This is a genomic window from Halobacterium sp. KA-4 (assembly GCF_021028995.1).
GTDB lineage: Archaea > Halobacteriota > Halobacteria > Halobacteriales > Halobacteriaceae > Halobacterium.
This window is the reverse complement of the sequence record NZ_JAJJZG010000014.1, coordinates 1-13,429: the sequence shown is the minus strand read 5'-3', so window position 1 is coordinate 13,429 and position 13,429 is coordinate 1. Positions and strand designations below refer to the sequence as shown.

The 13,429-nt window shown below is 56.5% G+C and carries 13 protein-coding genes and 3 pseudogenes; 9 read left to right on the top strand and 7 right to left on the bottom strand.

Translation table 11 applies throughout. The features are described from left to right. The first annotated feature begins 115 nt into the window (after positions 1–115). Positions 116–346, top strand: coding sequence for a hypothetical protein (locus LPA44_RS13160; RefSeq protein WP_230890001.1), 231 nt, complete (start codon positions 116–118; stop codon positions 344–346). A gap of 105 nt (positions 347–451) precedes the next feature. Continuing rightward, positions 452–682 carry a hypothetical protein gene (locus LPA44_RS13155; RefSeq protein WP_230890000.1) on the top strand — a complete coding sequence of 77 codons (231 nt, stop codon included), beginning with the start codon at positions 452–454 and terminating at the stop codon, positions 680–682. 473 nt (positions 683–1,155) lie between these two features. On the opposite strand, the gene LPA44_RS13150 is transcribed toward LPA44_RS13155, so the two are convergent. Together LPA44_RS13150 and LPA44_RS13145 are read right to left on the bottom strand one after the other, a co-directional pair. Then, positions 1,156–1,782: a hypothetical protein gene (locus LPA44_RS13150; protein ID WP_230889999.1), complete on the bottom strand. Its 627-nt coding sequence runs from the start codon at positions 1,780–1,782 to the stop codon at positions 1,156–1,158. A 16-nt stretch (positions 1,783–1,798) separates the two neighbouring features. Continuing rightward, positions 1,799–2,272, bottom strand: a complete 474-nt coding sequence (locus LPA44_RS13145; protein WP_230889998.1) for a hypothetical protein — start codon at positions 2,270–2,272, stop codon at positions 1,799–1,801. 447 nt (positions 2,273–2,719) lie between these two features. Between LPA44_RS13145 and LPA44_RS13140 the strand changes: the two are divergent. Both LPA44_RS13140 and LPA44_RS13135 read left to right on the top strand, forming a co-directional pair. Beyond that, a pseudogene (locus LPA44_RS13140) lies at positions 2,720–3,681 on the top strand (Cdc6/Cdc18 family protein). A gap of 730 nt (positions 3,682–4,411) precedes the next feature. Further along, positions 4,412–5,668, top strand: coding sequence for an orc1/cdc6 family replication initiation protein (locus tag LPA44_RS13135; protein WP_135823168.1), 1,257 nt, complete (start codon positions 4,412–4,414; stop codon positions 5,666–5,668). A gap of 298 nt (positions 5,669–5,966) precedes the next feature. Here LPA44_RS13135 and LPA44_RS13130 read toward each other — a convergent pair whose 3' ends face one another. Continuing rightward, on the bottom strand, positions 5,967–6,290 hold the full coding sequence (locus tag LPA44_RS13130) for a hypothetical protein (protein ID WP_230889997.1): 324 nt from the start codon (positions 6,288–6,290) through the stop codon (positions 5,967–5,969). A 138-nt stretch (positions 6,291–6,428) separates the two neighbouring features. On the opposite strand from LPA44_RS13130, the gene LPA44_RS13125 reads away from it, so the two are divergent. Both LPA44_RS13125 and LPA44_RS13120 read left to right on the top strand, forming a co-directional pair. Continuing rightward, positions 6,429–7,355, top strand: coding sequence for a helix-turn-helix transcriptional regulator (locus tag LPA44_RS13125; RefSeq protein WP_230889996.1), 927 nt, complete (start codon positions 6,429–6,431; stop codon positions 7,353–7,355). Then, positions 7,352–8,155, top strand: coding sequence for a DUF6036 family nucleotidyltransferase (locus tag LPA44_RS13120; RefSeq protein ID WP_230889995.1), 804 nt, complete (start codon positions 7,352–7,354; stop codon positions 8,153–8,155). The genes LPA44_RS13125 and LPA44_RS13120 overlap by 4 nt, the downstream gene beginning before the upstream one ends. A gap of 12 nt (positions 8,156–8,167) precedes the next feature. Here the strand turns inward: LPA44_RS13120 and LPA44_RS13115 are convergent, their stop codons facing one another. Beyond that, complete coding sequence (locus tag LPA44_RS13115) at positions 8,168–8,983, bottom strand: hypothetical protein (protein WP_230890081.1); 816 nt, start codon at positions 8,981–8,983, stop codon at positions 8,168–8,170. Positions 8,984–9,147: 164 nt separating this feature from the next. On the opposite strand from LPA44_RS13115, the gene LPA44_RS13110 reads away from it, so the two are divergent. Beyond that, positions 9,148–9,906, top strand: coding sequence for a potassium channel family protein (locus LPA44_RS13110; protein WP_230889994.1), 759 nt, complete (start codon positions 9,148–9,150; stop codon positions 9,904–9,906). Between the two features lie 73 nt (positions 9,907–9,979). Here the strand turns inward: LPA44_RS13110 and LPA44_RS13105 are convergent. The 3 genes and pseudogenes from LPA44_RS13105 to LPA44_RS13095 form a co-directional block, all read right to left on the bottom strand. Then, a pseudogene (locus LPA44_RS13105) lies at positions 9,980–10,809 on the bottom strand (IS5 family transposase). Positions 10,810–10,960: 151 nt separating this feature from the next. Beyond that, positions 10,961–11,908: an ImmA/IrrE family metallo-endopeptidase gene (locus LPA44_RS13100; protein ID WP_230889993.1), complete on the bottom strand. Its 948-nt coding sequence runs from the start codon at positions 11,906–11,908 to the stop codon at positions 10,961–10,963. Positions 11,909–11,995: 87 nt separating this feature from the next. Beyond that, entirely contained in the window at positions 11,996–12,343 is a 348-nt protein-coding gene (locus LPA44_RS13095) for a hypothetical protein (RefSeq protein WP_230889992.1), read from the bottom strand. A gap of 128 nt (positions 12,344–12,471) precedes the next feature. On the opposite strand from LPA44_RS13095, the gene LPA44_RS13090 reads away from it, so the two are divergent. Then, entirely contained in the window at positions 12,472–12,984 is a 513-nt protein-coding gene (locus tag LPA44_RS13090; RefSeq protein ID WP_230889991.1) for a coenzyme F420-0:L-glutamate ligase, read from the top strand. 56 nt (positions 12,985–13,040) lie between these two features. Continuing rightward, positions 13,041–13,429, top strand: a pseudogene (locus LPA44_RS13085) (ISH3 family transposase); the annotation flags it as partial.

Genomic DNA, 13,429 nt, shown 5'->3' with positions numbered 1-13,429 from the left:
GCTCTCTACCGGAACGATCACAGTAGTTGGCATTACGGTTCCTTTATTTAGAGGTCAACCTGAAACAGTCGCTCGATATAGAAGAGAATTAGCGGAAAGACTACCGCGGGTCAGTGTGACGGTAGCCCTGAACAAAATGGCTGACAAAGATTCTGCATCGTTCGTCCAAATCGATGAGGTCACGAAAATCGCATCGATAGATTTGGAGAATGTTGACAACGTGAGCCCTTCACTTCGGGATGACCTTCTCGCATTTCTGCTAGCACTTGACGACGAGGACTATGGATCAGCGGCGGAGCTCTGCGGACGTGTCTCTGAAGACCTAGAAACGCTCGCAGACGAGTGAACAACCTCGTTACGAGACGTCGTGGTGTGCAGCCGTGTCAAGTTGGACTGTCAGTTGGTGCTGTGTGTCGAGACCAGTATGGAATCGGTTGATAATCTCGGTTTGATGCTCCGGGCAGGTGAGAATCGCGACAGCACCGTCCTCAACCGGGACGAGCGGCTGGTGCGGCGTATGTGCTGCGAGGCCACAACTGGGACAGCTCACGCCGCCAGCAGGCCGGTGGTTAAGAAGTTCAGCGGAGGCCTCCGTCGTGTATCCACAAATCGAAGCGAACTGCTGGAGGTGGTCGTCACAGCCGATAAGCGGGGCTGTAAGCTGGTCGAGCAGCAGAAATGACAGCATGTGCCGGTCTGGAGACTGAAGTGCTAACTCGCATGCGTCGCACTGGATCGGTGGAATTTCTTGGTTTCCATCCGATTCGTGATGCAGCGATTCTCCGAGGTCCATCTGAGGACGTGTTTCGGTTGCTACGCTAGACGGGTAAGTGACGGGGAGAACCGAGGCGTTAGATACCCATCGAGGGTTAACCAACATCTGGGGCAGTCCGCTCAGTTCGTTGGTTAAGTTTGGTTTGCCTCAATAGCTTCAAATTACCCCTGCATTGCCCGTCGTGTGAACAACAGAACTACCACATGATTTCATTTCTGAAACCAGGGGCCACGACGTATCTCCAAGTCGATCTACAAGGTGCCTCGTTCACACGAAATTCGTGGTTTCGTGTGTACATACCAGAAATCGCCGACCACGACGTACAATCCCATGGATTAATCCGAAATTGGGCTCCGAGCGAACAGAACTGTCGAATGGGGTTATTCCAGAGGAGTTAGCGCGTCGACTCGCAAGGTCTTGTCGTCAGGATCCTCAACTAGTGCAAGATGGTCGACTTCCTTTGGGTCTTCCAGCCTAACTACGCAAAACTCTCCGTTGTAGGCTTGACCTTTGATATGGTGGCACTCTGAGTACTCAGATTCACAGAGGGTGCATATCCCGGTACCAATCTGCATCCCTGTACTCGAAAACAATTGATCTGGGAATAACAACTCCTCAATAATATTGAGTCGCTTATAGAATGGTGTCATATTGAGTTTGTCACCCAGCATATCTGCCCGTACAGACGCTTGGGCATGCCGCTGAGCATAAACCATCTTGTCCCAAGCAGATTCCCACTCTTCCGCCCGCAATTCACTCCACATCTGAAGGGCAAGGCTCCAAGCTTTGCCCGCTTCTTCGATACTCAGTATTCGATTAGCGCACTTTGGGTTTTCATTCCTCTGCTTGACAGCCTGTTTATACTCTTCTGATTTTTCTACAAGTTTTTCTGCTTGGGCAATCACCTTTTCGCGTGACTCTTCGGATTTAGAAAGGTTGTTTACTTGGTGAACGTTCTCAGACACATCCTCAGCCACATTTAGTAACTCAAATGTCTCGTGTTGCATCCTAATAGGAACTAAGTCAATCATCGTCTAAGCTGCTTACACTCTCAAGAACGGAGTCTAGCTCATCAATCGGACCCTCATAATCGAACTTTTCAACTTCTCCATCATCTTTCTCCACGCTAATGCTGATTTCGGCTTTACTGCCAATATCATGGCGAGAGTAGTGCTCCTGTATCAGTTGGATTAGCGTGACCAACTCCGCCCAGTTGTTTCGGACGAAATCTAGCGTTACATATAGGCCACCGAAGAAGAGCTCAGTACTGTTTAACTGGACCGTATCTGCATCACTGTATGAGATAAACTGGTCGATTCTAACGTCTTCTTGCTGGGCCAGTTTCTGGACCGTTATTACCTCGTCATGATAGGCGAGCTCATCTTGAGAGTCCGCCGCAAGCAGATTCCATGGTATGAACGCGATCTCGATATCGGTGTTACAGTCTAGTTCTTCGGCCCGCTCGAGAATATGTTCGAAATCATCTGATGTGGCCATGTTGTCCTATTCCCGTTAGATGGTAAGAATTTTTCCACGTCACTCCGACTAGGTCTCGCGAGACTTCAAGCCGGGTCACTCCTGCAAGGCGTTATAACTGAGCCACGATTTCGATAGACTGGTTTTCGAACTCCTCGGGCGCTTTGCTTCCGCTGCGCGACAGCGCAACGGTATGGAGTGTTTTGGATTGGGGGGCTTAGCCACACTATCGGGCACAAATTCACTGACTAGGGCCACCCGAAAATAACGGGTTCTTGCCCCATCTGGTGAGATGCTTATTGGCTGAGATCGGATTCGGGAAATTCCCGGAAACCCTAGTTTTCCGTAAACAAGAACCGCGTGACTGCGTAGGAATTAAGATAGCTATTGAGTGCCCCTTAGATCGTTTCCGGAAACGACCCGATCACGCTTTTAGGGGTAGACGCAAAATGAGGCGACTACAGACTGATGAGCCGCGATGCTCGCGTCCTCCGTGCCGGATTCGTCCCTCGAGAAGTCGAGCATCGTGACGCCGAAGTCAACCACCTCTCTAGCGTCCTTGAACCAATCGCGAACGACGAGCCTGTCGACACCGCCATCGTCACTGGCCCTAGCGGCGCCGGCAAAACATGTATCTCGAAGTTCGTTACCGAGCGACTACGCGAGAAAGTCCTCGACGTCGAGACGACCTCGGCGCGACCATCGACATCCACCGGCAGTCGACGCCCCACGACGAACTCGTCGACCGCCTCCAGCAGCACGACGGCCCGCGAACGGTCGTCATCCTCGACGAGGTCGACCAGCTCGAAGATCCCAGCGTCATCTACGACCTCCACAGCCTCCCGCAGTTCGCGATCATCTGCATCGCGAACAAGGAAGAGGAGCTGTTCAGTCGCGTCGACGACCGGCTCGTGAGTCGGCTCCATTCGAGCGAGCACGTCCGGATGGACAAGTACCACGACGAGCAGCTGTACGAGATCCTGAGTGCGCGGGCGAAGTGGGGCCTCGACGAGGACGTCATCACCGACAACCAGCTCTATCGGATCGCCGCCGCCGGCGACGCCCGACTCGCAATCGGCATCCTCCGAACGGCCGCCGGCAAAGCAGATCGCGAAAACCACGAGCGCATCACCGACGACATTCTCCTGGACGCCGCCGAGGATGCTCGGGCCCAAATCAAGCAGAAGAGCCTCGACTCGCTCACGCCACACCAGCGCGCCGTCTACGACATCGTTCGTGAGCACGGCCCAGTCGGCCCGAGCGAGATTCACGAGCGCTATACCGAGGACGTCGATGACCCCCGGACCAAACGGACAGTGCGGACGTATCTCTCCAAGATGGCCCAGTACAACCTCCTTGATGCGAAAGGCACGAGCCGGGACCGGAAGTACTCACTCGTCGGTTCGGAAGTTGCGTCGCTAATGCAGTAATATCTTGTCTCCTTGGGTGAGATCGAGCGGCAATCAAGCGAACCCTTGCGGAATCGAAAAACGCCGAAATCACGGGATACTAGTACGGAGTACCGACCGCGAATCGAGCATAGGCCATGAACAGTTAACCAACAGACCGTCAATACGTGCGCTTTGTTGGTTAATCGATGATCTATATCGGTCGAAATTCGAACCACGATGAACGACAGGGATCACGGAGAGTAGATTCAGAAACGGTCATCATCGGGAAGTGGGAACGAGCGAAACATGTGGAAAGAGGTCCACGGTCATCGATCGGTTGGTGTCGGGAAGGGTAGATTTCAGCTGGAATATCGGGCAGGCAACGATGGAAGCAGGGAGAGGACGACCAGAGTTGCCAGTATTGCCAATAATACCGTCGTTTAAGTACCTCTCTCACTCCACTATTGCCAGTAACGAGACGGGAGGGCAGAAGCTGTCACGTCTCTAGTCTAGTTGCTATTACTCCACCCACTACAGCTATTTGCGTTTCCGCTAGTACGGTTTTGGTTTTACGCCTATTATAATAAAAGTATCGCTGGCTAGAGAGGGGTCAACGACCCCCTCCAGTTGTTGCGAAGGTTTACTGGCAATAGTGGAGTGTGTGTGTTTTATAAGTAGATGCGATACTGGCATAACTGGTTCGAGTGGTGGGTTAGTGGCGATACTGGAACCCCTGGTTTTATGATGGTTCTTCGTCTTGGGTCCGCCTATGGGCCGATTCAATCGAGAATCGTTCATCATCCAGGACAAAGATGTCCTCCGAGATGATTATCAGCCAGAGACGCTCGAGGAGCGGGATGAAGAACTCGACGAATATGCGGCCGCTCTCCGTCCCGTCATTCAGGGCTGGCAACCGAACAACGTCTTTCTTTATGGCGTTACCGGCGTTGGGAAGACAGCTGCGACGCACGATCTTCTTGAGGAGCTGCAGGAATCTGCCGAAGAATATGATGACGTCGATCTCAACGTTATCGAACTCAACTGTACTGGTTGCACCACATCCTATCAGGTAGCGGTCAATCTCGTGAACGAGATTCGCTCTCCGTCCCATCCTCTCACTACTGTCTCGTCTCCACGCGAACCCATGAGTGAAACCGGATATCAGCAAAAGCGTATCTTCAACGAACTCTACAATGACCTCGAGTCGGTCGGTGGGACGATTCTCGTGGTCTTGGACGAGATCGATAATATCGGATCGGATGACGATATCTTGTACGAACTCCCGCGAGCACGCTCACAGCTGGATCTCGATGTGAAATTAGGTGTAGTCGGCATTTCGAATGATTTCAAATTCCGCGAAAACCTCTCTCCGAAAGTTAAGGATACGCTCTGCGAGGAGGAAATTCTATTCCCTCCCTACGACGCGACGGAATTACAGAATATTCTCCGGCAACGCGCCGATATTGCGTTCTACGATGATGTTCTTGAGACAGATGTAATTCCGTTGTGCGCAGCGTTCTCTGCACAGGATTCGGGATCGGCTCGACAGGCGCTACGGTTACTCCGGAAAGCAGCCGATATCGCTGAAAACGAGGCAATGGCCGACGGGGAGGCGAAGATCACCGAGGAGCACGTTCGGGAGGGAGAACATCAAATTCAGCGCCAACAGGTTGTCGAGGGAATGCATTCGCTGACCCGACAGGGACAGTATGTGCTACTAACAGTCTGCCAGCTGGCAGCAGAGGGTGAAACACCCGAACGGACGAAACTGATCTATGAACGGTATCAAGAGGTTCTTCGTGATCACGGCAGTGAACCGCTGAAACGCAGGCGGGTACACGACCACTTGTCAGATTTGAGCCTTCACGGAATCCTGCGGTTGGTCGACTCGTCGGGTGGACGCGGGAACTACAACGAATACGAGCTTGATGTCTCTCTATCGTCAGCTCTTGATGCACTCGAGGGTGAGCTAGGAGAGCTTGACGATATTCGTGAAACTGCGAAACGGCATCGGGTTCTGGAATGACTTCAGAACCGCCAACACCAGTACTGCCAATACCCTCTCCACTTTTGCCAGTAACCACGTAACCGTCAGTGCCAGTTTTTCCAGTACCCTCTCCGGTGTTGCCAGTACCCTCATATATGAAATATATATGATTTGATTCTCAAACACCCTGGTTGCCAGTAATCTATGATGCACTATCGTACGCCGCTTTTACTGGCAATAGTGGAGTGTCTGACGAAGTATCAGATAATTAGATGGTGTCGCCCCTCATCCGTAAATTGCGACCGATGTGAACGCTCATCCCTCAACAAGTACGAACTCACTCGTCGGGATTAACTGGTCTCTTGTACTTAGAGCGGATTCTGTCGCCATCTCGCCACTGCCAGTAGTAGTAGCGGTTGTCGTTGATCTCCTTGATCGTGATCGTCGCCTTCGCCGGCACGTCGTCTGGGAGGTCATCGGGGCGCTCCTCGACGTCGGCGTCGTCCGCTTCCTCCTCGAGACGAGCTTCCCGCTCTTTGTGTTCCGCCAACGCCTCGGCGTAGCTGGCAACATCCCGAAGATGCTCCGGTGTGGCTTCATTGAGCGTGTTGACGATCTCCGTCGGGAGGTTCGCCGGTGGGGTCGGGGGTTCGTAGGACATCGGCTACTCTCGTGTTAACCAACACGTCCCATGAACCCATAGTTTTGTTGGTTAAGACGATGGGGGCGGTTCTCGCGATTGTTGGCTGTAACACTACTCGAAACTTCTTTATATACAAGTTTCGTACTATGTTACACCGTGCTCCGGCGCATCGAACTCGAGGTCCTCGCCACAGTCGACCGCGGCGACACGATCTCCGAACTCGCGACGAAACTCGACCACAGCGAGAGCTACCTCTCTCGTGCCGTCGCCGAGCTCGTCGAGAAGGGGCTCGTCTACACGGAACGCGACGGCCGGCGAAAACGAGTCATCCCGTCGGATGCTCGCGCCGTCGAACTCTATCAGGACCTCGTTCGTCAGCACTCCCACATTGACTTCCCCGAGCTACTGACCGGGAAGGCACTCGAGGTGCTGTACTACCTCGATCAGCCGCGAACCGTCTCCGAGATCGCTGACCGGAGCGACAACTACCGCAACACGGTCAACCGCGTCCTCAAGCGGTTTCGTGACCGTGGTCTCGTCGGGACGGCCGACGGCCACTACGAGTTCAACGCGGACTTCGACCGTCTCCACGAGTTCGCCCGTGAACTCGCACACCATCTGCATCGTCAACGCCTCGAAGCCGTCGCCCCGAAGGGCACGATTCTCTGGGAGGACTACGACGAATTCCTCGCGCAGACCGAGACGGAGATCGATGCGGAGGCGTTCCACGAAACCGGCCTCGCTCGATTCGCGGCCTTCGACCTCCAGTTCCTGCTCACCGACCACCGCTACTACGTCTACGCCGAGGACCTCGACGTAGTCTCACCGGCGGAGCTCTGCTGTCACACCCTCTTGATCGACGACGGCAGCCGCCACCGTTCGTACTGTCTCCTCCTGCTCAGTCACGTCGACGTCGACGAGGCGGCCCTCCGAGCGCAGGCGGCGAAGTATGGCCTCGAAGACGAAATCGACGCCTTGGTCCGCTACCTCGAGACGCACGGCGAGGTCGACGACGACCGGCTCCCGGAGTGGGATGAGTTCCAGAAACTGGCGGCTGACTACGAGGTATCACTACCACAATGAGACCAACATTCGGCCGCGAGTACATCGAGAACGAATTCCAGCGAATCGGGGATGGGTTATCTGAACCGCTCACGGTCTACCTGATTGGTGGTGGCGCGATGTCGCTGCGCGACCTCAAGGGGGCGACGAAAGATATCGACCTGGTCGTCCCAGATGGCGACGCGTACGGCCAGCTGTGGGCCGTCCTGATGGACCTCGGGTATGCGGAGGTCCAGTCGCTGGATCCAGATTACCGGGCGCTGGGGGCGACGAGCTGCGTCGAGAACGACGATGGGTGTCGCCTCGACATCTTCAACCAGCAGGTCGCGAACAAGCTCGTGCTCACCGACGGGATGCAAGAGCGCAGCGAGCCGTTCCTCGACACGGATCGACTGATGGTCCGGCTGGTCAGCACCGAGGATATCTTCCTGTTCAAGGCGATCGCAGGCCGTGACGACGACATCGAGGACATGAATATGCTCGTGCAGGCCGGCCTCGATTACGACGTCGTCCGGGCTGAACTCGAAGCCCAGATCGAACGTCTGGGGGACGATCAGTTCGCCACGTTCGCGAACGAGGCGCTGGTCGAACTCGAGGAGCGGTACGGAGTGACCACACCGATCGAGGCCCGCGTCCAGGAACTCACGAACAGGTACTACCGGGGGCTCGAAGTCCTCCAGGCACTCGACGAGCCGATGACCGTCGACGAACTGGCCGCCAAACTGGAGCTGGATACTGACGAGGTTCACGACCGGATCGCGTATCTCTCAACGTTCGACCGGATTCGTCGGGATGGCGAGACAATCCGTCACGTGGAGTAGCTCACTCACTACCTATGGAGAAGGAAGGCGGCCGTCTGGTCGGGGAACACGGCCTCGTTTGATCTCGTGATCGACGCGACGCAGGTGCTTGCAGCCCCCCTCGGGTGAGCGCTGCTGCCAGTCAGGACAGGAACACGACTCGTCGACGATGTCGACTTCGTACCTGTTGCCGGACGCGGACTGCACCTCATAGCGGCCACCTTTCGAAAGGAGTGAGACGTCCATTGCTTCGGCGACGGCACGCTTCGTGCGGGGCTCGAGATCGTCCTGTGACTCTGCGTTCTCGTCGACGACCAGTCGGTCGTGAACGTCGCCCGTTCGGCCTCCGTCCGGCGCGACGGCTTCCGCAGGGCCACTGAGCCGCTCGTGGAGCAGTTCCTCCACCGGATGGCCTTCCGGCCACAGGTAGTGGACCTCGCGGCGCTCGCGATGGTCGTAGGAACCCCACGCGGCTGCGCTCCCAGTCCACACCCGCCAGCCCCCGAGCGCGGCCATCACGTCGACGATGTCGCGGGGAACCGTCTGGCCGTCATCCGGGAAGAACACCCGGAAGCGGGTACACGCCTCCTGCGGCGGGACGGTCTCCCACCAGTCTTCGCTGGAGCCCCAGCTGTCGCACATCGCCTCGTCGGTCCCGTAGCCGACGGTCACGCCGTCGATCGGCGTCCAGTCTGCTGGGAGGTGGTCCGCCTCGCCTTCGAGCACCCGAAGAACGGCGTATCGGAGGTACTCGTGGGCTTGGTTGTCTGTCGTTCGAGCGACCTGGTCATGCTGCTCGGCAACGTGCTCGGCTTCCTCGAGAACCGTCGTGAGATAGGGTTCAGTCATCATTCGACGGAGATCTGAATGCGCCTCCGCCCCTCCGCGGGCGCAGAAAAAATTCCGTGTAGCTGATGGACTGGTTTTCACTCAGAATGACTGCTTATAGACACGAAGGGTGTAGTGTTCGCGTAGGCGGTGCTATTTACAGATATGGGAACGCTCCACTAGGTATGGCTGCCACGTACTCAATACTGTCACTACTGATCATCTTCGCGCTGTCGTTGTTGATTGTGCGTACCGGCTCGATTGCGCTGGAAATGACGGGCCTTTCACCAGATGTGGCCTCCTTCCAGGCCACGTCGGCGTTCTCTGGAGCCGGATATACGACCGAAGAGGCAGAACAGGCTATCACCACCGTCGGCCGCCGCAAAACCGTGAAGGCGCTCATTCGGCTCGGCAGTATTGGGCTCCTCGGTGCAATTTCGTCACTTATCCTTTCATTCACGCGAACTGGTGGCGACGACCTGTTGAACTTACTGTACATTCTCGGTGGCGCCGGTGTGATCATTCTGTTCGCACGGAGTCGGTGGTTCAACCGCCTCGTGACGCCACTTATTGAGTGGGCGCTGAGTGAGACGACAGAGTTGGAGATCTCGGATTATGCCCAGTTACTCGGATTGCAACGTGAATATCGTGTGGCGGAGGTGGAAATCAGCGAGGGGGATTGGCTGGCAGGGGGGTCGATTTCGGAGCTGGATTTACCACGCGAAGGGGTGTTGATACTCGGCATCCGTCGTGATGATTCATATATTGGTGCCCCACAACCAGATACGGAGACAAAACCGGACGACACGCTTGTCCTCTATGGGAAACAAGACCGTCTCAAAGAATTGTCAGACCGGCTCAGTGGTGATGCAGAGGCTCGGGAAGATGCTGTTGAAGACCACGAGGGAACGCTCGAAGAGCAACAACAACTCATTGACCAATAACAGGAGCCACTCACCGAATTTGACCTCCTGATTAGAAATTAGGGGCTTGTTTAGACGCGTGAGATCAGCGGTATCAGAGCTTCACGGCTTGCTCGATGTTTCTGACGGCGGCCTTTAGGACGAGTTCTCTGAACTGGCCAAACCATGTTCTAGCCCGCAACGTCTCGCCGAACCGATGCTTCAACGCGAAGAAGATCGCTTCGACGATCGAGCGGCGGTGATAGACGTTCTCGTTGTGGCGAGCGTTGTGCGCTTTGTCAAGTGAGTAGAACTCTCGGTGTTTGATCACCGGGCGGATGCCAGCATCCCTGAGTTCGTGCCGCAGCGCGTCCCAGTCGTAGCTTTTGTCGGCGGTAATCGTGTTTAGCTGTGCTAGATTTCTCGTCAGTACCTGTCGTCCAACGTGTGTATCGTGCGGCTGTTTCATCGAGCAATGGATATCGAGGATGACACTGGTATCGCAGTCAACGAGCGCTGTCGTCTTGATATCGTCAAAGTTGTAGCCGACGCGGAGGACGTAGTGGCGGCTGGCTTGATGGCGTTTAAAGGCGGTCGCGTCGATTGCCTGAACGTTGCCGAGTTCGTGTAGCGAAACAGACAACTGTAGCAACACCCGCCAGACCCGCATTTTGAGATCCTGTTTTCGCGTGCAGACGGTGGTGAAATTCGGTAGTTGATCCACAGAAAGCTCGAGTTTAGCGGCGATTCCGGGCATCTCGTACAGGATATCGAGCAACCGCGGTATGGCTGGTTCAGGTACTCTCGGAGGCAGTGGATCGATATAATCACCCAGTCAGCATAGCCGCCATCACCCTTCTTGATCGCCGGTGCTGGCTCGCCGATGACAGCGTTCTGGGATAAATCGACGCATCGGTCGGTGAAGCGGGCGAGTTGAGACGGCATACTCGCCGCTTCCTCGCTCAACGCCACATAATCCCGGTCGAGACGGCAACTGAGCGGCGTCTAAACACGGCCGAAATTAGAATTGACTGAAAGAATGGCGACATCACGTATGGATTAACCAACAATACAAAACTACACATCCCTCTGTTGGTTAATCAAATTGGAGAGAGAATTTTTCCTCGAGAACGTCGATGAGTTCTTCTGCCGTTCGACTAATCCGGCCGAGGCGCTCGCGAACGACCTCGGGATCGTCCGACTCCCACGCAGCGAGGTAGAACGCTGACCCGCTCGTGTCGAGCCCGCAGTAGCGACCGACAACGTACGCGACGGCTTCAGCCTCGACCTCGCGTTTTGCCCGTTCGGTGTCGTCGTCGACGTCGAAGTGGAGCAGGGCGTGGGCGTACTCGTGAATCAGCGTCCGCGCGAGGTCGGCCTCGTTCTCCCGATCACGCACCTCGACGAGCGGCTGAACGTCGACGAGGCTTAGCTGCTCGCAGATGCCCTTTGCCTCGCCGTGGGTCCACTCCTCGGCTGGAACGATCCGCACCGTCACGCCGAGGTCGTCAGCGGCGGCAGTTAGCTGTTCGACGAGGTCGCCGGCGTCGCCGGTCGCTTCCGTGTCTAGGTCGGGAAGCGGCTCGCCCTCGGTCTGGGAGACGTCGAACACCGGCGCGGGCTTGAACCCGACGAGTCCCTCGGACCACTCCTCGGGCGGCGTCTCGTCGTAGTCACAGTCGCTGTCCTCGTGGTAGCTCGGCGAGTTCTCGCACTCCGGGCACTGCTTGGTGATGATCGGCGCCCAGATCCAGATGGCCGACTCGCCCTCCGTGACGTGGCGGTCGAACTCCTCCTGCCACGTCCGGTAGCCAGCCACGCGGGTTGCCTCGGGACACTGCCGCTTGATGAGGAGCGTGTTCCGGTAGGAGTAGTCGTAGAACCGACTCTGGACGTCAAGCCACTCCTGGAACTCTGAGCTGGCCTGCGCATCGTCGACGCCGGCGACGAGGTCGTCGATCCACTGTTCGATCGTGCTGTTCATCTCGTCGGATCGCGTGTCGGTCTGGTCGAAGGAGACCGACGAATCACTGGTCGTAGCCATTGTGTGCACGGAATCGAGTTCACGGCGACTGCATCAGTTCAGACCGCGCCGCACCCCTCAGGGGCGTTCAAAAAACCGCTCTGGCGGTTAGCGGAGCTCGTGACGTTCGTCCGCAAAGCCGACCGTAACGAGGTACTCGAGGAACTCGTCGAACCGCTCAACGTCGCTGGGCGTGTCGGTCGCAAGGTGACGCGCCCACTCGATGGCCCACTGGAAGGCGGGATCCGTGCCGCCCTTGCCGTGAATGTACCACCACCGGGCCGCTTTCAGCACGACCAGCGGATTCGTCGGTGGCTGCTCACCGGCGAGCCCACGGGTGATGGATTCGATTCCGTCGGGGATGTCGGCGGGATCGACCTCCGCTGATTGCGTGTTGTCGATATCGACCGGGATCTCGTCGATCGAGACGTTGTCGGGACTCTGTTGTTGACTCACTGGAAGTCACCTCTGAGGGCTCTCGAAGGAGCCCTCGCCCTCTCTGGGGGCACGAAAAACAGGTCGCGAAATCACGCCGGCGGGAGGTAGACGCTCTGCTCGCCGGCGATCTCCTCCAGGTTGTTCCGGTGACGGTGGTCGTATCGTTCGCCGAGAATCGACTCGTTGAGGCCGACGAGGTCGAAGTTACCGACCGCGATCAGCGAGTGGCCGATATCACCGGCATCGATCCGCGAGAAATCTCCGCGATCGCCGATGAAAGCGAGGTCATCGGTGCGATCCCGATCGCAGAGATCGGCGAAGACCTTCTGTTGGGACACACTGTCGACCCCGAGTTGGCGCAGGAAGCACTCGAGGAGGTCCCAGCGATGCTCGTGACCGAGCGCAACGGACAGCTTTGTACAAAGGCGGGTTTCGATTGGTCGAACAGTCCGGACGGGATAATGACGTTGCTGCCGGGAGATCCCGACGAGAGTGCTCGTCGTCTCCGCGAGAGGATCGAAGGACGGACAGACACAGATATGGCTGTTGTCTTGGCTGACTCGGAAATTGCTGGCCCAGGTTCGGTGGACCTGGCGATCGGGTGTTCGGGAATCGGAGCGGTCGATAGCAACTTCGGACAAACAAATCCGGATGATTAGCCGAAGATTCAGTACATCACAAAGCCGGTTAGTTGAGACGTCTGCTTGCTGAAGGTGTGTCTACAACCCAGCAAGCAGACAGTGAGATTCACGAGGACCAGCTCCTTAACTTCCTCGTCAACTGCCTTGACGAGGAAGTTTCTCTCAACCTCGCCAACAACGCTGAAATCGGTGCAGAGGACATCTACGAGGTCCTCGTCGGCGCGACCGCCGACGGGACCTCGATCTCGACGCTGTGCAACTCCAGTGAAGACTCCCCATCGGCGAACACGATTCTCTATCATCTACGGACGAAGTTCGAGCCGGAACGGCTCGAACGCGTCGCTAACACGCTTCTTCGCCGAGACATCGTCGAACTGCTCCCCGAGCAGGTGGAGGTCTGCGCAGACCTCCACCTGCGGCCCTACTACGGTGATGAAGACGACACGGAGAACCTCTATCACTC

Excerpts from the sequence above, each read along its gene's own strand:
- LPA44_RS13150 (WP_230889999.1), bottom strand. The coding sequence starts at position 1,782 with ATGCAACACGAGACATTTGAGTTACTAAATGTGGCTGAGGATGTGTCT.
- LPA44_RS13135 (WP_135823168.1), top strand. The coding sequence starts at position 4,412 with ATGGGCCGATTCAATCGAGAATCGTTCATCATCCAGGACAAAGATGTC.
- LPA44_RS13115 (WP_230890081.1), bottom strand. The coding sequence starts at position 8,983 with ATGACTGAACCCTATCTCACGACGGTTCTCGAGGAAGCCGAGCACGTT.
- LPA44_RS13120 (WP_230889995.1), top strand. The coding sequence starts at position 7,352 with ATGAGACCAACATTCGGCCGCGAGTACATCGAGAACGAATTCCAGCGA.
- LPA44_RS13130 (WP_230889997.1), bottom strand. The coding sequence starts at position 6,290 with ATGTCCTACGAACCCCCGACCCCACCGGCGAACCTCCCGACGGAGATC.
- LPA44_RS13155 (WP_230890000.1), top strand. The coding sequence starts at position 452 with ATGCTCCGGGCAGGTGAGAATCGCGACAGCACCGTCCTCAACCGGGAC.
- LPA44_RS13100 (WP_230889993.1), bottom strand. The coding sequence starts at position 11,908 with ATGGCTACGACCAGTGATTCGTCGGTCTCCTTCGACCAGACCGACACG.
- LPA44_RS13145 (WP_230889998.1), bottom strand. The coding sequence starts at position 2,272 with ATGGCCACATCAGATGATTTCGAACATATTCTCGAGCGGGCCGAAGAA.
- LPA44_RS13110 (WP_230889994.1), top strand. The coding sequence starts at position 9,148 with ATGGCTGCCACGTACTCAATACTGTCACTACTGATCATCTTCGCGCTG.